Source organism: Acetatifactor muris (assembly GCF_024623325.1).
GTDB classification, from domain to species: domain Bacteria; phylum Bacillota; class Clostridia; order Lachnospirales; family Lachnospiraceae; genus Acetatifactor; species Acetatifactor muris.
The window spans coordinates 171,460-190,225 of sequence record NZ_JANJZD010000001.1 but is presented as its reverse complement, the minus strand read 5'-3'; the positions used below and the strand labels follow the sequence as shown (position 1 = coordinate 190,225).

15 protein-coding genes and 2 pseudogenes are annotated in these 18,766 nt (G+C 44.6%); 1 reads left to right on the top strand and 16 read right to left on the bottom strand.

Annotation, left to right across the window (positions count from 1 at the left end):
• The first annotated feature begins 46 nt into the window (after positions 1–46).
• Positions 47–913, top strand: coding sequence for an aminoglycoside 6-adenylyltransferase AadE (locus NSB25_RS00885; RefSeq protein ID WP_001255868.1), 867 nt, complete (start codon positions 47–49; stop codon positions 911–913).
• 585 nt (positions 914–1,498) lie between these two features.
• On the opposite strand, the gene NSB25_RS00880 is transcribed toward NSB25_RS00885, so the two are convergent.
• From NSB25_RS00880 to NSB25_RS00805, 16 genes and pseudogenes are all read right to left on the bottom strand, one after another.
• A complete protein-coding gene (locus NSB25_RS00880) occupies positions 1,499–1,636 on the bottom strand; it encodes a helix-turn-helix domain-containing protein (RefSeq protein ID WP_103239667.1) in 138 nt (45 codons plus the stop codon).
• A gap of 291 nt (positions 1,637–1,927) precedes the next feature.
• A pseudogene (locus NSB25_RS29570) lies at positions 1,928–2,059 on the bottom strand (SpoVA/SpoVAEb family sporulation membrane protein); the annotation flags it as partial.
• A gap of 21 nt (positions 2,060–2,080) precedes the next feature.
• The gene (locus NSB25_RS00870) at positions 2,081–3,580 is read right to left on the bottom strand and encodes an ATP-binding protein (RefSeq protein ID WP_103239666.1); all 1,500 of its coding nucleotides are present in this window, start codon (positions 3,578–3,580) and stop codon (positions 2,081–2,083) included.
• A gap of 191 nt (positions 3,581–3,771) precedes the next feature.
• A pseudogene (locus NSB25_RS29565) lies at positions 3,772–3,903 on the bottom strand (SpoVA/SpoVAEb family sporulation membrane protein); the annotation flags it as partial.
• Between the two features lie 11 nt (positions 3,904–3,914).
• Complete coding sequence (locus NSB25_RS00860) at positions 3,915–5,744, bottom strand: YgjP-like metallopeptidase domain-containing protein (protein ID WP_257479214.1); 1,830 nt, start codon at positions 5,742–5,744, stop codon at positions 3,915–3,917.
• 60 nt (positions 5,745–5,804) lie between these two features.
• Positions 5,805–8,939 carry a type I restriction endonuclease subunit R gene (locus NSB25_RS00855; RefSeq protein ID WP_103239664.1) on the bottom strand — a complete coding sequence of 1,045 codons (3,135 nt, stop codon included), beginning with the start codon at positions 8,937–8,939 and terminating at the stop codon, positions 5,805–5,807.
• Positions 8,940–8,959: 20 nt separating this feature from the next.
• Positions 8,960–10,243, bottom strand: coding sequence for a restriction endonuclease subunit S (locus NSB25_RS00850; protein ID WP_103239663.1), 1,284 nt, complete (start codon positions 10,241–10,243; stop codon positions 8,960–8,962).
• Positions 10,237–12,912: a type I restriction-modification system subunit M gene (locus NSB25_RS00845; protein ID WP_103239662.1), complete on the bottom strand. Its 2,676-nt coding sequence runs from the start codon at positions 12,910–12,912 to the stop codon at positions 10,237–10,239. Before NSB25_RS00845 ends, NSB25_RS00850 begins: the two co-directional genes overlap by 7 nt.
• Positions 12,913–13,106: 194 nt before the next feature.
• Complete coding sequence (locus NSB25_RS00840; protein ID WP_103239661.1) at positions 13,107–13,289, bottom strand: hypothetical protein; 183 nt, start codon at positions 13,287–13,289, stop codon at positions 13,107–13,109.
• A 13-nt stretch (positions 13,290–13,302) separates the two neighbouring features.
• Positions 13,303–13,905, bottom strand: a complete 603-nt coding sequence (locus NSB25_RS00835; RefSeq protein WP_103239660.1) for a hypothetical protein — start codon at positions 13,903–13,905, stop codon at positions 13,303–13,305.
• A 94-nt stretch (positions 13,906–13,999) separates the two neighbouring features.
• The gene (locus tag NSB25_RS00830) at positions 14,000–14,173 is read right to left on the bottom strand and encodes a hypothetical protein (protein WP_172455074.1); all 174 of its coding nucleotides are present in this window, start codon (positions 14,171–14,173) and stop codon (positions 14,000–14,002) included.
• Between the two features lie 55 nt (positions 14,174–14,228).
• Positions 14,229–14,705, bottom strand: coding sequence for a SpoVA/SpoVAEb family sporulation membrane protein (locus tag NSB25_RS00825; RefSeq protein ID WP_103239694.1), 477 nt, complete (start codon positions 14,703–14,705; stop codon positions 14,229–14,231).
• Between the two features lie 117 nt (positions 14,706–14,822).
• Entirely contained in the window at positions 14,823–15,512 is a 690-nt protein-coding gene (locus NSB25_RS00820) for a stage V sporulation protein AA (RefSeq protein ID WP_103239659.1), read from the bottom strand.
• Between the two features lie 78 nt (positions 15,513–15,590).
• Positions 15,591–16,067: a stage V sporulation protein AB gene (locus tag NSB25_RS00815; RefSeq protein ID WP_103239658.1), complete on the bottom strand. Its 477-nt coding sequence runs from the start codon at positions 16,065–16,067 to the stop codon at positions 15,591–15,593.
• Between the two features lie 70 nt (positions 16,068–16,137).
• Positions 16,138–17,235 (bottom strand): glycoside hydrolase family 88/105 protein, encoded by a 1,098-nt coding sequence (locus NSB25_RS00810; RefSeq protein WP_242982400.1) that lies wholly within the window; start codon positions 17,233–17,235, stop codon positions 16,138–16,140.
• 177 nt (positions 17,236–17,412) lie between these two features.
• On the bottom strand, positions 17,413–18,630 hold the full coding sequence (locus NSB25_RS00805; protein ID WP_103239657.1) for a glycoside hydrolase family 25 protein: 1,218 nt from the start codon (positions 18,628–18,630) through the stop codon (positions 17,413–17,415).
• Between the last annotated feature and the right edge of the window lie 136 nt (positions 18,631–18,766).

Here is an 18,766-nt window from a genome sequence, read left to right as displayed (position 1 = left end):
CCCTAAAATGGTTTCACACCTATTTCAATAATTGGAGGAGATAAAAATGAGATCAGAAAAGGAAGTTTATGATATTGTTTTGAATTTTGCAAAAACAGACAAACGCATTCGCATGGTTACTTTGGAAGGATCTAGAACAAATACAAATATTCCGCCTGATGATTTTCAGGATTTTGATATTACTTTTTTTGTTACGGATATGGACAGCTTCACAAGTGATGATAAATGGCTAGATATATTTGGTGAAAGGTTGATTCTGCAAAAGCCGGAAGATATGGAATTATTTCCAGCTGTAGAAAAGGGATTTTCATATTTAATGCTGTTTACTGATGATGTTAAGATAGATTTAACTTTGCTGCCGCTGGAACTGATAGACGAGTATTTTACATGGGATAAACTGGTAAAGTTACTGTTGGATAAAGACAACCGTATCGTAAAGCCGCCAATACCAACGGATATAGACTACCACTTGCAGAAGCCTACTCAAAGAATGTTTGACGATTGCTGTAATGAATTTTGGAATACTACAACATATGTAGTAAAGGGCTTATGCCGCAAAGAAATTCTTTTTGCTATTGACCATATGAATGATATAGTACGAAAAGAATTGCTTCGCATGATTTCCTGGCTGATTGGTATCAAACAGGGATTTCATTTCAGTTTGGGAAAAAACTATAAATTTATGAAGCAATATGTCCCAGAGGAATTGTGGGAACGACTTATGTCCACTTATAATATGGATTCCTATCCCCATATGTGGGAATCCTTTGAACAATGTATGGCATTGTTCCGGGAGGTTTCGTCAGAAGTGGCATGCCAGTTGGATTACCAGTATCCACTATATGATGAAAAAATCAGTAATTATGTGATTCGGCAAAAGAAAAAATATGGCATTGAAGATGATAACAAATAAAATTTTTTCAATCGAAAAAATTTATTTTGATTATTCAATTTTGAAAAACTGAATACCTCAAAATCAGAAAGAGCGCGGACAAGCACTTTGAGGGATTGGCCGCCTTGTCCACCCATTCAGTGGGACGGCGGGTGGCGGTCAAGGCCGGGTGTAAACCCGTTCATTTCAGCCTTGACGGTTACCCGCTGTCCTGTTACTTTTCCGGGAGTGTAGCCACAACTTCGGGACACTTTGTCCACAAGTCGGAGCGTAGGACGAGGGACGGGGGCTTTCATATACGCCCTGTCTGCTGATGAAAACAGACCTGCGCTTGCGGCTCCACGCCACACAAGCACAGCCCTGTTTTCCTGCCGCCCCTCCCCGGCGGCAACGGCATTTTCACGGCAACGCCGACAGAGCGTATAACACACTACACTTTGCTTCGCAAAGTCGTGTGCCAAATGGGGGCGTTGCCCCCTTTGGAAACCCCCCACAAGAAAAGGCGGTACGCTACCCCTCTACGGGGCGCATACCGCCTTTTCTTGTTATCCAGCCCTCCGGCTGTATCGGTTGAGCAAAAGTCAGCGTGGGAATGGTGTGGTATCTTTATCTAAGTGAATCCCCGGTTTCCCATTTGGAAACTGCCTGACTGGTAATCCCTAAAGTTTCTGCAAGCTGCATTTGTGTCAGATTTTTTTCTTTTCTGCACTGTGCAATAAAGGCACCTATTCTTTTCTGATCCATACAATAAATCTCCTTTGCTATATTTGTGACCGCAGTATATCAAAAAGAAACTCTATTTAGAACATATTAAGCGTTGATTCAATACTAAACGCTTAGTTGAGCGTCACAAATTTCTGTCAGCGTTTCCATGCCGATATGCTTTCCTTTTCCCATGTTCGCAATCGTATATTTTATATCCATATTATAATGGAAAAAAATAAAAGCACAATAAAAAGCAGGCTAACAAATGATTTCATTCGCTACCCTGCCCATAATACAATCTCTGCTTCTATACCTTTTCTGTGACTTCCCTCAAAATACCCCAAAACACTTCCCAATCCAGTAAATCATCCCCAGCAGCCAGCTGGCAAATATCCCATACAGAATCACCGGCCCGGCGATGGTGAAAATCTTACACCCGATGCCGAAGACCTGTCCCTCCGCCTTGTGTCAAGTTAGGACCCATTAATTTTTGAAAAATTCCTTTCGCAAGCGGTATGTCCTTGTCTTATTTCTTCCTATCGCTTCCACATCATCCATCACAGAGAGTATTTCTCTCGCCCTCGCCATACTCAAATCCAACAATTCCGCAATATCTCTGGTTTTCGCCGTTTCATTCTCCTGTAAATACAACCTGATTTTTTCCTGGTTGTTCCTTGTTTTTATCGCTTGTTTTTTATCGCTTGTTTTTATCGCTTGTTTTTTATCGCTTGTTTTTATCGCTTGTTTTTTTATAAATTTTAAAGTCAGCGATGTCCTGTCCGGATCAAAATCTTCCTTTATGTCAGGCTCTTCCCACCCTTCGTCTTCCCATACATTAAAAATATTAGGTACTCCGCTTCCCGCATGCTCGCCGATATCTATCAGATTAAACATTTTCATCAGACTCTTATTTCTTGGGTCGGATTTTCCTCCTCTGCGCATCTGCTCCTTCCCGAGTCTGATATAACCGGGATTCTCCAATATGATTTTATCATCTTCTTTGATTATGAGAACACCATATTTCCCATAAAAGTCCGTATTGATAATACAGTTCGCCAATGCCTCCCTCAGCGCCCTGTGAACCGGCGTATCATCCACCCGAAAACCGCCCTCCATCCGAAATGGCACCTTAATATCCTTCGTAAGCTTATTGTATACACGGAAATAAAAGTCGAATACATTTCCCGACCATTCGCCAGACGATGATTGAAGCCTGTCCGTCCATCTGAGCACTGTATCCAGGTTCTCCCTATAATCCAAAAAATAGTCCGGAAAATATCTCACAATGTCATACTCATTTCCAAACATAAGCATTCCGGCCGCCGTAGGATGAAGTTTTTTATCGTCTTTCGAAAAACCCGCTGCTCCAATCACTCTGAGATATTCCTTGTCATCCAGTCTCTCAAAAGGGTGTCCCGGCTTAAAGGATTTGTGGCTGTTGCGATAACCGCGGATGGAATCCTGATTCAGATCCTCAATATCAGCCTCCTCAATCACTTCCATATCCATAGTTTCCTCTGCCTGATCCCTCAGCATTGTTTTGACCTGCAATCTGGTACAGTGATAGTCTCCCTCCCAATTTCTGCGGAAAGTTCCTCCAAACAGATCATCATTGATATATACTGGTTTTTGCTCCCGTTTTGCACTCGGCACCCAGATTACCATAATCACGTCATCTGTGCCAGCCACCGAAAAAGTTTCCACATCACCATCTTTCAAAAGATTTATACTCACCTTTTTCCGATTATTAAGAGTATCCCAGAAATCCTTCTTCAATTTTGCCGCATTCTTCAGCCCGGTTGTATGCCAATTACCATCTTTATCCTCTTTTACCCCAAGAATGATAACTCCGCCATAGCAATTGGCAAAAGCAGAGTAAGTATCCCACAAGCTATTTGGAAGTCCGCCTTCGGCTTTTTTAACTTCCCTGCGGTTATCCTCTTTATAGGAATCAAATTTTGTCAATTCAAACAATTCTTCCATATTTTCTCCTTTAAAAACTATTTAAATTGAAATTTTTTCCTGCTACAGGAAAAATCCTCTCTGCTTTTCAGCATATCCGTATTATAATCGAAAAAAATTAAAAGCACAATAAAAAGCAGGTAACAAATGATTTCATTCGCTACCCTGCCCATAATACAATCTCTGCTTTTATATCTTTTCTGTGACTTCCCTCAAAATACCCCAAAGCACTTCCCAATCCAGTAAATCACCCCCAGCAACCAGCTGGCAAATATCCCATACAGAATCACCGGCCCGGCGATGGTGGAAATCTTACACCCAATGCCAAAGACCTGCCCCTCCGCCTTGTGTAAAGTTAGGACCCATTCATTTTGCTTTGGCACAGCCCTGATATAAATGTTTTCTGCCCCATCCTATTGCCAAAAGGCTCATATCCACTTGTTTCCGATGTCTCTATCTCTAAGCAATTTTTTATGCAGCTAGGCATATAGCCGGGAGCATCGTCCACACGATGGAATCCTAATTCACTCATTCGACTTTTTGCGGCTTGTTCGGACACCCCATAAAAACCAGCCAGTTCAGAAATCAATTCTTCCATCTGGCGCCCGCTCCCCGCCTCATCAGAATCAACATGATATTCTCTTAGCATCTCTTCAATCTTTCGTGTCGCTGTCCTTGCAGGCATTAATAGGTACGGTGCAATACCGTTTGCCTGCCATTCCATCCAATCTACAGGGCTCCACTCCTCCGTGTCCCTATCGTCGAGATTAACCCTGCAGCGAATAACGCTTATGTCATCACTAACCCCCAGCATTTTCATCAACAAATGATATGGCTGATGCCTATACCAGTGAAAGCACTCATGGGCAATCATAACATTGACGTTTCCAAGCGTCTGTGCATGATAATGCTGGGAATCGATAAACATCATTCCGCGCTTAGCATTGCGAATTGCAATATTCCTGTTCTTATCCTGTATATTTCCATCCTCAAGAAAAAGTATCCCAAAGGCATCCGATCCATCAGAAAACAATTCTTTCTCGATAATAGTCAACCCCATGTTTTCAGCAATCTGCCTGATGGGAACCGGTACTGCTTCCTTTAAGGCTTTCGGATAATATTTCTCCAAAAATCCGGTTGCTTCATCCTCGAAAGAACTTCTGGAGATAACAGGCACCAGGTCCCCGGAATTTTTTTCATTTTCTGCTTCTTCCATCTGCCCACATTCCATAACCCAGACAATTTGAAACTCAGACAAGTCAATTCCCAACAATACCTGACAATGTATCCTCAGCCATCTTTCCTGAAATGATGTCTTGTCAGACTTCGGCACGGAATATTCCATGTCACAGGACACAATAATATCAAAACAAATATATCCTTCTTCCGGCTGCTCGATATGAACTACATCCTGTATTTTTATATCGGAAAGTGTCGCTTTCTTTTGCTTCACTTCTCCTCCCAGATGAGTTGATACCGCATTCTTTATTTCACCATAACGTCTCTGGTCAATCAGTTTTTGAAGCGGACTTTCATCCTGGGCATCATAATAATCTAGCATTGAGTCGTTCAATTGTTTTCGAATTTCACGCCAGTTTTGCATATATAAATCCATATATGCTGTAAATATCTCATTATGCGTCCGTTCGCGCAGATGGATCAGTTCATGGAGGATTACATATTCCAGGCATTCCACAGGTTTCTGTATTAACTGCAGATTAAACCACAACCGCTTTTTGTCCGTATTGCAAGTCCCCCAGCGAGTTGTCATGTATTTTGTCTGCCAGGACTCACAGTACAATCCTGTAATCTGCTCCCACTTGGGCAACAGACGTTCTATTTCCCCTTTCAGCATAATGCGATGCTGCTCACGAACATAACTTTCGCGCTGTCTTACAGAACTATCCTCACGCATGTGCAGATAAACTTTATTTCCAACAATTTCAAAGCTGTTCTTCTGTGCATCTGCAATAAATGTCAGAAAATACTGCTTTCCCCAGATGTACATGGTCTCCCCGCTGACATACTGCCGCTTTGCGCTGCGCGGCTGTTCCTGAAATTTTTCAATCTGTTTTTTTACCCAACCAAGATTTGTCCTTGCATACATTTCAATCGCTTTATCGTTCATGCTTAAGGGTGCAGAAATAACCACATGGCCATCCGGCGGTTTCACCTGCAGATGCATGTTCTTAATATTCTTTTTTTGAACCTCAATTGGTATACCCGAAACCACGAGCCGCATCTGTCAATATTCCTCCTGCTTCTCGATGATTTTAAAAAGGCGCTCCATCTCCGAATCCTCCATGAGGATAGCCAGCATCGCCCTTTTTATCCGGTTTTCCTTGATTGTATCTCCTCGAAAACCGTTCATTTTACTGCGCATCACTGCTTCATGTAATCTCAGTGCCAGTTCCTCGTCCTCACCCACATTATCATAAAGGGCCTGTAGCGCCCTGCTTTTCCGGATACTTTCCGGGTAAGCTTCATTTTCTTCCGGCTGATTCACATCCTTTGCCAATTTAATGTATTTTTCCAGCAATTCCTTATAAGAAGCAACTCCCTGCTTCCTCTCTTCAATCAGTTCTTCCAGGATGGCCGACATCTTCTCGTAATACTTCGGATTGACCGTAACCCTCTCCACCATTTTACGCCGAATATTGTTCTCAATCGCCTCCGCCGCGCTTTGCCTTTGTCCGAATGTGGAATGTCCAGCCGTCATGGTATTCCCCTGATCATTCACAAAATCCAGAAGCGTCAGGTCGTCAAACTCTCCGATTTTGATGCTGTCACCGGCAATAATATAATTATCGATCAGCTTCCTCATATCCGGCTCATAAGCTTTCAAATCCAGAAAGTCCCCGCTTTTATTGCCGATCGTCTGCTTTAGCTCAATATAAAAGCGAACTTTTTCCTCATACGTTTTCCATTCAGAAGCAGTACACATATCCACCATATACGGTTTCGCCTCCACAAAAGCGCGAACCAGTACGCTGACCAGCCTGTACAGCTTTCCCCGAAGACGAGTATAGATTTCATCCACGTCTTCACTCATCCCCGCTTCCCCGCAGAAATAGTGAATGTACTGCAAATCCTCCCTTGGTGCTTCCACACCCTCGCACAGTTCTTCCAGTTCTTCATAGACTTCTTTAAAATGCTTGATGGCTTCTTCGCTTCTGTCCTTGATTAGGCCTTCCACATCCTCCGGATCATACCCCTCAAAAGCGCCTGATGTATATTTGTCCATGGCCGCTTTAAGGTTTCCGAACAATTGCTTATAGTCAACAATAAAACCAAATTCCTTCGTATCTCCATCCAGACGGTTGACACGACAGATCGCCTGAAACAGCCCGTGATCCTGCATTTTCTTATCTATGTACAAATAGGTGCATGGCGGAGCATCAAAACCTGTCAGAAGCTTGTCGACAACAATCAACAGCTTCATATTCGCCGGCTCATTGATAAACTTCTCCTTTGCCTCGGTCTCAAAATCTTCCACTCTTTTCCGGATGGAAAGCTTTTCTGGAAGATGGTCTGGATCCAATCCAAGCATACGCAAATAGATATCATATTTTTCAAACTTTTCCGTGTCCTCCTCCAGGCTTACTGTATCTGTACGCAAATCTCCGGCCTGCGGCGTGTAGGAGGAAATAATGGCGCATTGCCTGAACCCGCGCTGCTGGAATATTTCATAATACTTGCAGGCAGTATAAATGCGGTCTGCCACAAGAATAGCATTGCCGTTCCCGTCCATGAGCCTGGCTTTCAAGTCAAAATCCTGCATGATATCCCAGGCGACCCTTTCCAGTCTGGATCGGGAACTGTAGATCTTCTGCATATTAGCCCATTTCTCTTTTAATTTGGCCTTTGCTCTGGGGGAAAGAATCCGCGTCTTTACCTCAAACCACTGATCAATCCTGTCGTGGGAAGAAAGTTCCTGCGGAATATCTCGGTATTCATAGCGCAAATCTAAAACGACTCCGTCCCGCACAGCCTCGTTATATTTGTAGCTGTGAATATAGGTTCCAAATACTTCAATACTGGTTTTCTTATCCTTCTTCAACAGAGGCGTCCCGGTAAAACCAATGAAAATGGCTTTCGGCATGATTGCCTGCATGGCTGTGTGCAGCTTTCCTGACTGTGTTCTATGGCATTCATCCACAAACACATAAATCTTCCCCTTTGCCTCAAAGTCAGCCGGAAGAGCTTTCTTAAGTTCATCAACATATTTGTCATAATCAGCCTCTGTTGCCTCCCCGCCGCGTCTGCCAAATTTATGCACCAGAGAACATAGCAGCGAGTCATCATAAGAATTTAGCCTGCGAAGCAAATCATCACAGCTTTTTGTTCTGACAATTTTCTCATCGACACCTTTATAAGTCCTTTCCATCTGCTCATCCAGTTCGTCACGGTCTGTCACAATTAGGACCCGTGCATCATCACTGTGGGACAAAATCCACTTGGACAGCCAGACCATGGTCAGGGTTTTCCCGCTGCCCTGTGTATGCCAGATAATACCGCCGCGCCCTTTGGCAAGACGGCTCTGTGTGCGCTTTATGCCATAGTACTGATTATAACGGCACACTTTCTTTGTCCCCTTGTCAAAAATCACAAAATTTTCTATCAAATCAATAAAACGCTTCTTATCAAACATCTGATACAATTGCCGAAGAAGCAGATTTTCAATATGCTTACAATAAGCCATAATACGGATATCTTCCTGATCCCGTTCCTCTTCATTTTCATGGAAGCCGTCCGGTTTCCATTCCATATAATACTTTTCTTTCGTCAGTGTTGTCCCATAGCGCAGCCCTTCTATCTCATTTCCTGCCATGCAGAACTGCACGGTAGTAAAAAACGGGGCTATAAATCCGTCTCTCTGATTGGTCAGATTCTGGCGGATACCATTTAATACTGAGGCACTTTTCTTTTTCAGTTCAATTACCGCAACGGCAATGCCATTCAGGTAAATCACAAGATCCGGCCGCTTCTCCTGGCGCTCCACCACCGTAACTTCCTCTGCAATGGAAAAATGATTATTGGTCGGATTCTCCTCATCTATGAAATAGACCGTCTGAGGCGCGCTCTCCGGAGTCTCTCTGACCTTTGCGCCATATTTCAGCAGGGAATAAACCTGCTGATTGGCAATGTACAATCCATGCGTCATATCGTCAGCCGTCTTGACCAACTCTGTCACAGCTCCATCAATCAACTTTTCGCTGTAACCGCTAAGATGCAGATACGCGCGGAGACGATCTTCCCGAATGTTTTTATTTACCTCGCCTTTCAGATTACCAAGGTAATCGTAATCAAGAATGTCCCGGTTTCTAAAGAAATCCACTACCCGATTCTGTGTCGCACGTTCCGTATCCCCAATACTCATTTGTACAACCTTCTTTCCGTTTACACTAATTTTATTTTTCCGGTTATCAATTCACTCATCATAGCTTTTTTAATTTGGGAGTATTTATCAAACTTTTGCTGGTGGAGGGTGATGAGGAGGTCGAGGGTATCCAAATATTGACCAATACTTACTTGTTCATCATATGTGGGGTACTGGATTACCTGTTGATGTAATATGCTTCCTTTAATTCCTTGAACCGTTCCACCTGAACTCTTTACAGCCAAAATTTTTTGAAAAACAGGTGACAATAAATAATGTTTCATATATGTATTGTCAACAACTTTTTCATATCCTCTATACTTAATAATTCGCTGTGCAAGCGCAATATTAACTGAATTTACTTGTGCCACATTACCACACGGAGCTTCTGTCGTAATCAAAACATCTCCTATTTTCGGTTTGCCTCTATGCATTACCTCTTCATAGTCTTCTTCTGCTATATATTCCTTTGAAGAATCATAATCTATATACCCATTTTTGACATTTTTGGCAGTAACCAAAAATATTCCTGTTTCTGTTTTAGTAGGAGTTTTACCCCTATAATCAACATAATCGCAAACGTCCCCCATCTTACGCCGTTCCCAAGGTTCACCATATCCCGGCTCCCTCATTTGAGGAACATCCGTTCCGTCTTGCGGAAACATCAGATACAAACATCCCCTTTTAAAATCCCTTAATTTAGAAACCACCTTCTTCAGTTCCACCAGCAATCGATCCACCTCTGAAAGAACCGACACAATTACCCTCTGTTCTTCCAGCGGCGGAACCGCAATCAAAGTTTCCGAAATCGCCGTCTTAGATATGGATGAGACCTTAATTCCGGTAACATACGGCAGCACTTGCTTATGGTATATAGGAGAATTCATATAATACCCCAGCCACTTTGGCACGAAATCCCCTTTCTTAACACGACATGGGATTGTGTGCAGTCCCGCAACCATCCTTCCCTTTCCCAAGCAATAAACCTCCGTTGCTTTCCCAACAGTATCGTCCTCTGCCGTATCAGCCAGAATCAGATCTCCATCCTGCAAAACCTGTGCCGATGCCGTCAGAAGAGAGCCATCATTCAGATAGGGAACCTCATCCTTTTCACAATCCAGTACCTCTCCGAACCGTGTCAAAATATCTCCATAATGGACATTGCGGACAGTCCCTCCGCAATTATTCATTTCTGCCCTGGGCAGCGTATTATTGGATAGCATACGAAACGTCTCTTCAAAAGTCTGAATCTCCCACTCTACAGGAATCTCTCCAATTTCCGTATGTTTCATTTCCCTTACCATGTGAATCCCATCCTTTCCAGATGTTGTTTCACCTTACTTTCACAAGCGCTTACCTGTCCCAAAAGATCTAGCAGCGTGTTCTCATATCGTCTGGACAATTCCATGATTCTGTCAGCCAATTGATGGGATACCGTCCTATACAAATCGTTAATTCCATTGCCGATAGAGTAATACCATTTTCTGTTCACCAACAAATCCATGATTTCATCATCTGTCAAAGCTGCATAACGCTCACGAGCCTTTGTGTCCAGTTCTTTCTCAAGCGCCTTTATCATTTTTGTCATATCCTCCAACCGTTCAGCCAGCTTAAATGCCGCTTCCAGTTCCTTATAGTCATTCTCAAAGGCTTCTGCTACAGGTGCCTCCAGACGAGCCAATTCAAGCGCATATGCAATGGAAGCTTTCGTTACCGTTCCATTGTCGCCATATGCCGCTTCACAGAGAATATGTTCTCCAATATAATCCATATAATCTGCTTTTTTCTTTATTCCGGGAAAAACATTCTGAAATTCCACAAGCGCATCTATGAGCGGCGTGTGCGCGCCTTTCTTGATTTCCACCATCTTATCCCTGATATCTCTGCTCCTGACTCTCCCCCCGTCCGAAATATCCGAAAGAATAGAATCCGATTCCGACTCCTCAATTAATTCCGCCAATCTGGAATCCGTCTCCGCCGCCAGTTCGATCAATTCATCGATTGCCCGCTTCTCTTCCGGAAAGAGTTCCGATATGACGATAGCCTTTGGAATCAGTTTTCCTTCCCATCCCACCACCTTTCGCTCCGGATTACCATCATCATCCTTTTTCTTGGTCTCTTTCGTAATATTTTCCGTCTCTCTGGCAACGCCATATCCGGTGTCTTCCGATAAAATCAGCGAAACGTCATCCCCCAGCACTTCGTTCCAGTAGGCCAGGAGCACTTGATAAACAGAATATTTATCAATAAGCATAAGGTTCTCAAATTCTTCCAATATTACCTGTGCCAGTCGTTCAATCAACTTTTTTGCGGACACTCCCGGCTTAAGCGTTTTCAATTCCTGATCCGCACATGCTTTCCATCTCAGGAAAGCCTCATCCATCTTTACCCCATATGCGGTAAATTCCGAATCTGAAAATATAGTCGGGCGAATCTGATCCTCTTTCACAATTAATTTGTAGTATCCATCACGGAAAGTGCCCAGCAGAGAATCTTTCAGCTTCGGAAATGCATTCCAAAAACACCAAAGGGAATCGATATCCGCCTCCGGAATGCCTCCATGGATATGTGCATAAATATTCTGCACATCCTCCGGTTCAGAAGAATCTATATAGCGGGAAATGTTCAGATTATAGTCATTCTTCTCTTTGATTTCTTTATTCGGCACAAATCTGGCATATTTCGGATCTGTTTCAATCTGCTGGTTAAAAGTCGTCACAATCCTATAGATATCCTGTTCCCGCAGGCGGTTTTTATTCCCATCCTTCACATATCCCTTCCCTGCGTCAATCATAAAAATGCCAGCTCGATTATTGGCGCCCTCCTTATCGATTACCACAATGCAGGCAGGAATCCCGGTTCCATAAAAGAGATTCGCAGGCAGGCTTATAATCCCTTTAATCCATCCTTTATCAACAATTGCCTTTCTAATGATTCCTTCCGCATTTCCCCGAAAGAGAACGCCATGGGGCAAAATGACTGCTGCCTTTCCAGTAGATTTCAAGGTTTTCAGGATATGCATCAACCATGCGTAATCCCCGTTCTTTTCCGGCGGCCTGTCCCCAAAGCCGGTAAAGCGTCCATACTCTTTCAGTCCATCGGACCAGTTTTTGAGAGAAAAGGGGGGATTTGCAACTATGTAATCAAATCGCTCCAGTTCAGAAGCATCCTCTGCTTTCAAAAATTGCGGATCAGAAAATGTATTGCCTGACATAATCCTGATTGTCGGTTTATTGTGCAGCACTGCATTCATTTTTGCCAGACCGGCAGTCGAGCTTTCTTTTTCCTGTCCGTATCCTGCGATTTCAAACGGAGCCTCCGTAAGTGCCCTGATGAGCAACGAACCACTGCCGCAAGCCGGGTCACATATTGTTGCATCTCTATCCGTACACTTATCAATACCAATCACCTGGGCAAGGATACGGGACACTTCTGCCGGTGTATAGAACTGTCCCTTGCTTTTACCGCTTTCAGTAGCAAAATTCCGCATTAGATATTCATAAGCATCGCCAATAATATCGTCGCCTTCGGCTCTGTTTTTTGAGAAATCCAGTTCCGGTCTCTGGAAAATCGCAATCAGCTTTGTAAGCTTGTCCACCATTTCCTGACCCTTGCCAATTTTAGCTTCATCATTAAAATGAGCAATGTCTATAACCCCTTTCAAGCTGTCATTTTCCTCGGCCAGACGGGCAATCACCTTATCAATTCCGTCCCCGATGTTCTTTTTGTTTTTCAGCGCAATAAAATCATCAAAAGAACATCCTGTTCTTTTGTCTGGATCCCTGTTCGTATCGTGGGCTTTGTCAAAAACTTTTATATCTGCATATTTCTGTCCTTTATACTTGTCCGTCACATATTTCATAAACAACAAAGTGAGCACGTAATCTTTATATTGTGAGGCATCCATGCCTCCGCGCAACGCATCACAGCTCGCCCACAGAGAACTGTATAGTTCTGTCTTTTTGACCGCCATCTTATGTTTTCTCCCTCATCAGTAACTGATTACCTGCTCTACCCAGGCAATTTACTTCTATGTTTTCCAACAATAGAAGCCACGCTTCGCGAGTCTTTTATTATTATGAACAAAGCAGGGCAACTACACCTACGTTTTGCTGCCCTGACACATGTCACTACAATATTGCTGTTCACTGCTTCCTCCTGCGTTATTCAAGGTGTCGAAACCAGCTCCCGGTATTTTTTATCATTTCTCATTCTTTCAATGAGCTCCCGATTCTTCTCCCTGCTTTTCTGCAATTCTTTCTCATCACATTCCTCACTGTCAGAAGGCAGTATGATTTTCAAAGGAACATTATCAAACTCCAAGTCATTCAGCACATAGTTTTTGCTCATAAAGCAATCCCTCCTAACTATAAAACAGCCCTGTCTCACTGCACCTTGCTAAAAATGCCAACGCTCTATGATATCGTTCACTGACCATAGATGAGCGGTCTAATCCATCTACACACTCGTTAAACAATTGTATTGTTTCCCTCTCAGAATACTTTTTATCTTTATATAAGTAATGGACTTTCCCCTGATTACTCACCACCACCAAAATAGAAATCCCTCTGTTTGCCACAAAAAATCTGATATCATCTAGCGAAAATGTCTGTAAAGACGGATGATTATGAAGGATTACAACTGTGCACATCTTGGCCGAAACAATCAGGTGATTGGACTGCGTATCAGAACAGACGTCCACGCTATGCTCGTCACCCAGACAGACTCCATAATTCTCCAGGGGATCCGATAATGCCAAATCGCAGGTAATTGCAACCTCGTTACTATCATTGTATGCCTGCGAAAGAAACAATACTTCTTTTGCCAACCGCTGCATAATTGCATTTTGTGCATCCGTCAACCCCTTATACTCAATATATTGAACTTTTTTAATCGCAATATCTGTAATGCGAATCTTATTTCCATATTTCCTAGCCTGTTCCAGTTCATTGCTTATTTCCGACAAGATAACCCCCCTTTACATTCACGCTCATCATATCTTTTATATCCATTTAAAAGATACATTTTCCAGCTCCTCCATCCATTTGCTTAATGAAACATTAATTACTTCTGAATTCGCCAGTTATTCCTTCATCAACTTTAGCATTTGTATTTTTTTGTAAAAATACTTTTTTCTTGCTACAGGAAAAATCCTCTCTACTTTTCAGCATATCCATATTATAATCGAAAAAAATCAAAAGCACAATAAAAAGCAGGCTAACAAATGATTTCATTCGCTACCCTGCCCATAATACAATCTCTGCTTTTATATCTTTTCTGTGACTTCCCTCAAAATACCCCAAAGCACTTCCCAATCCAGTAAATCACCCCCAGCAACCAGCTGGCAAATATCCCATACAGAATCACCGGCCCGGCGATGGTGAAAATCTTACACCCAATGCCGAAGACCTGCCCCTCCGCCTTGTACTCAATGGCCGGGGCTGCCACAGAATTGGCGAAGCCTGTGATGGGCACCAGCGCCCCGGCGCCGCCCCACTTCACAATTTTGGGATATATATTGAATCCTGTCAGTATTACCGACAGCAATACCAGAATCAGGGAACACCAGCTGCCTGCGGTCTGTTTGTCCAGACCCAGGCTTCCTGCATAATTCAGAATAAACTGTCCGATGCAGCAGATGATGCCTCCGGTGATAAATGCCTTCAGCATTTGAAGCCCCAGATTGTGGGTGGGTGTCACCGACTTCACATACTGCTCATATTGTTCCTGTTTCTGTCTTTTATCCTGGTCTGTCTCTTCCATCATTGATACCTCCGTGTACATTTCGTGTACCTGCCGAAAAATTTCCATACAACATGTATCCGGTATATTATTTTTTACACAAAAACTGTATTTCATTCATAGAAAATCCATATTATACGCTTAATTTCTTCCGTTTTTCCTGGGCCCTGTCTGTCTCTGTGCCCCCGACACCAGAGAGACAGAGGAAGCATCCTCTTCTTTCCCTTCCCGCCCGGCCGTGGCGATCAGAGCCTTATCCACATCTTCCTCATAATTGCGCATTGCCACCTCGATAGGCGTCGGATCTTTCGTCAGCCGTCTGCCTCCCACATGGTTAAAGAAAATGATGATGCCCGCGGCCAGTCCAACGGAATAGGATATCTCCAGCGTGTTCAGTCCCTGTGGTTCCCGATTCATCACCATTTTGTAGATTTCCGTGAACACATCGTTAATCCCCACATCGTTGTGATAGGCCATGATGGTAAAAGCTGTGCCGAAAAAACTGACCAGACACACCAGCGCACATTTCAGCCACTGCTGCCAGCCTTTATGCCTGTCCACACTGACCCATTCCACCAGCACATCCGGTTCACCCACAATCTGCACGCTGATATCAGGGCAGGTATCTTCCATCAGTTCTACCAGCTTCAATGTACTGATGACACAGCGTTTACTGTCTTCTCTGCCGAAATGATGTACTTTCAGCGACTTCAGTTTTGCTGCTATCACAGAATCTGCACAGCGCAGCGAGCCCACATCCGACATGAATACATCCTCTGACTGTACTTCCACATTTCTGTCACATTTCAAATATACTGTTGCATTTGTCACCGGTTTCTCCTTTCACGCAGTTGCCGTCACTTCTCCTTTTCCCATCGTCGTCTCCGGCATTCCGCAGCTTTCTCTTCTCTACACCGTTCGGTGCAGTTCCGTCAGAAAATAGAGCAGCGAACCGCATAGCTTTCCCGTTGCCATGCCGAGGATGACAAGTCCCAGCCCATGTCGGAAGGAAATCCGTCTGGTCAGAATGGGGATGCTGTCCAGCATTTCCGCAATGGCAAGCGCCAGACATCCGATAAACATCCCGGCAAAAAAGCCGAAAACAGCCTGGCAGAACAGCCCGATTCCCTGGATGGCTGTCATATATTGCGGAAAACGATGCTGCCACCATGCTCCAAACTGACAGTATCGTGAAAAAACACTGAGCACACAGCCTGTCAGTGTACCGAATATTACCATTTCCTCATACAGTATAACATATTTAGATGTGTGCGTCCTGCCTGCAAAGCGGGGAACCAGTCCCACTGCCGCCAGGACAGTGAATACTCCTGCCGCCGCCAGCAGCCCATAGCTTGCCCCCGTCAATACCATAAAAAAAATCCGCATCGTAACTCTCAGCCGCCTTTACAAGTTTACTGATTATTATGATGCGGAATTTCAAAATTTATACTTGTTTTTAAAAAGTCTTCTCACACTCGGTACACATAATCAGGAAGGCGCCCACTCCGTGAAGGTCATTGACAGATGTGGGTCTGTTTATGTAATGCTCGTAATTTCCCACACCCGTACCGATACAGACGCCTCCCACCAGCAGGTCCTCACCTTCCCACTCCAGGGATTGAACGACACCCTCATACCCCTTCCTGGCATAGGCCAGATATTCTTCCGGCAGAATTCCCCGTCGCACAGCCTTGCAGATGGCCGCCGCAAAGAGACAGGAACAGGAGGTTTCCAGCCAGTTTCCCTCCGCCTCCCCCTTATCCACCACCTGATACCATCTGCCCTCCCGGGACTGGTATCTGCATACGGCCTCCAGAAGCTCTTTTACCAGGCGCCGCAGTTCTCCCCGGGCAGGATGGGTCTCCGGCAGAAAGTCCAGATCATCCAGCACGGCCACAGGTACCCAGCCGATACTCCTGCCCCAGAATTCCGGAGAAAGTCCCGTATCCGGATCCGCCCACTCCACCTTTCCGGAGCAGTCCCATGCATGATACAGCAGACCAGTCTCCGGATCCTTGGTCCGCTCTTCCATCAACAGCGCCTGCTGTGCCACCAAATCCAGGTCTTCCGGCACATGAAAGCGTTTTCCGTATTCTGCAGTCACAGGCCCTGCCATGTATAGCCCGTCCAGCCACATCTGGTCCGGATAACGGTGTTTATGCCAGAACCCGCCCACTGCGTTTCGGGGGAATTCCCGGATAACCGGCAGAATCATATCCAATGCCTTTTTGTATCTGAGATCCCCTGTCCTGTCCAGCAAAGGGTACAGCAGGATCCCCGGCTGCAGATCGTCTAGCTGGGTCCTGTCACAATCCAGAATCTCCCCGTTTTCGTCAATACAGGAGTCAACCCAGTCCTTTACATATTGAAAATAGCGTTCGTCTCCGCAGGCCTGGTAAGTCTTGTAAACTCCTGACAGGAAAACGCCCTGATGATAGTGAAACCGTCCTCTGGGAGGCAAATCCTCCGCTTTAAATCTGCGCATCATGGTCTCCACAGATGCCTTCGCATAAAACAGGGGACGCTTTTCCTCATTCATTCTTTCTCCGCTCATCCTTCCTCCGTTCCGCCGTCACCGGGACAGCTTTTTCTCATCCGGCCGCTGTGTGCCGTAATGAAATGATTTCAGATTATTTTATCATAAAACCCTGCCGCAGTTCAAGCCTGCCGCAGGGTTCTCCATACGTTATCTGCTTATGTCTCACACAATGTGACAGTCCGTACTACAGCTTTACTCTTCCCACAGAGGGCCAAAGCTGATGTTCAAATCTACATTCCCATTAATTCCCTGAACCGTACCGTTCTGAGAATACTGCCAGATTTTATACTCATAGGGATAGTAGAATCTGTCGGAGTATGCCGCAAACCATTTATCATAATCTTCCAGAGCCTCCAGTCCCAACATCAGTGCTCCCATCTCCGTATTATAATAAATCATGGGCCTGTAGCCCGCATTTTCAATGATTGTGCAGAACAGTTGGGTCAACCCGGTTCTCTGCTCCACGGTTATCCCGTTCATCCGTCCATTCCCGGCAGCCTTTTCCACGTCAAATACCACAGGACAGTCAATCTTATAAGGTGCAATTTTCTCCAGCACAAACTCTGCTTCCTCCCGGACCTCTGTCTCGTCCACAGCCTGGCTGTAGAAGTAAACGCCTACCTTTATCCCCGCCGCAATGGCCCCGGTAATATTGGCCTCGAAAAACTCATCCTCAACCAGCTTTCCCGTTTCATATCCTCTGAAGCCAACTCTGATAAATGCGAATTCCACACCATCCTGGGCCACCATCTGCCAGTCGATGGTTCCCTGGTGTTTGGATACGTCGATACCTTTATGGGAAATCACCTGGCCATCCTGTATGTACTGGTATTCTCCGGATTCCAGCACATTGAGACATGTCTCGTCCAGCTGACTTTGTTTCAGGCTGCGGTTAATGGGTACAAAATGGTACTGGCCGCCGCTGTATACAATCAGATCATCAGGATACAGCGGGCGCAGCGTCTCCATTATGGAATCTCCGTCATTCAGTTTTGTCCGGATTCCTTCCAGCACATCGGCAGTCGCCTGCTCCCTGGCCCCCGTCACCTGCGCTTCCATTTCCGCCTGCGAGTACACCATGGCATCGGACAGCACGCCGATCACATTACCATCAGCATCTACCACATTGCCATTCTCATCCAGGCCGATCTTCTCCACGCCGTCATTCGAACTTCCGCTTCCTCCCCGGCTGCCCTCCGCATTTCCGGAAACCGGGGAAGGTTCCTTCATTTTATCAGCAATCCACATACATAAAGTCACTGTACCGTACATAACAGCCACCATAACTGTCAGGCATATGAACATGGCCACCGCCCTGTTTCTCCTTCGTTTTCTGCCCCGGGACTTTACCGCATTCCTCTCATTTAAAGCCGCCGTATTCCTTTTATCTTCCATTCTGTTATCTTCCATTCTTTTCTCCCTCAACAGCAATTCATTTCACCCACCGACATATCTATAGTAAACGAATTTACTTTAGATGAAAAGAATATTTTTGTATTTTATAAAAAGTTAAGCTATCTGGATAATTCCGCCATACAGCTCAACT

Coding starts and splice junctions, on each gene's coding strand:
- NSB25_RS00855 (WP_103239664.1), bottom strand. CDS start 8,939: ATGAGTATTGGGGATACGGAACGTGCGACACAGAATCGGGTAGTGGAT.
- NSB25_RS00810 (WP_242982400.1), bottom strand. CDS start 17,235: ATGAGCGGAGAAAGAATGAATGAGGAAAAGCGTCCCCTGTTTTATGCG.
- NSB25_RS00885 (WP_001255868.1), top strand. CDS start 47: ATGAGATCAGAAAAGGAAGTTTATGATATTGTTTTGAATTTTGCAAAA.
- NSB25_RS00840 (WP_103239661.1), bottom strand. CDS start 13,289: ATGAGCAAAAACTATGTGCTGAATGACTTGGAGTTTGATAATGTTCCT.
- NSB25_RS00850 (WP_103239663.1), bottom strand. CDS start 10,243: ATGGTAAGGGAAATGAAACATACGGAAATTGGAGAGATTCCTGTAGAG.
- NSB25_RS00880 (WP_103239667.1), bottom strand. CDS start 1,636: ATGGATCAGAAAAGAATAGGTGCCTTTATTGCACAGTGCAGAAAAGAA.
- NSB25_RS00860 (WP_257479214.1), bottom strand. CDS start 5,744: ATGCATCTGCAGGTGAAACCGCCGGATGGCCATGTGGTTATTTCTGCA.
- NSB25_RS00815 (WP_103239658.1), bottom strand. CDS start 16,067: ATGCGGATTTTTTTTATGGTATTGACGGGGGCAAGCTATGGGCTGCTG.
- NSB25_RS00805 (WP_103239657.1), bottom strand. CDS start 18,630: ATGGAAGATAACAGAATGGAAGATAAAAGGAATACGGCGGCTTTAAAT.
- NSB25_RS00825 (WP_103239694.1), bottom strand. CDS start 14,705: ATGATGGAAGAGACAGACCAGGATAAAAGACAGAAACAGGAACAATAT.
- NSB25_RS00845 (WP_103239662.1), bottom strand. CDS start 12,912: ATGGCGGTCAAAAAGACAGAACTATACAGTTCTCTGTGGGCGAGCTGT.
- NSB25_RS00870 (WP_103239666.1), bottom strand. CDS start 3,580: ATGGAAGAATTGTTTGAATTGACAAAATTTGATTCCTATAAAGAGGAT.
- NSB25_RS00830 (WP_172455074.1), bottom strand. CDS start 14,173: ATGAAATCATTTGTTAGCCTGCTTTTTATTGTGCTTTTGATTTTTTTC.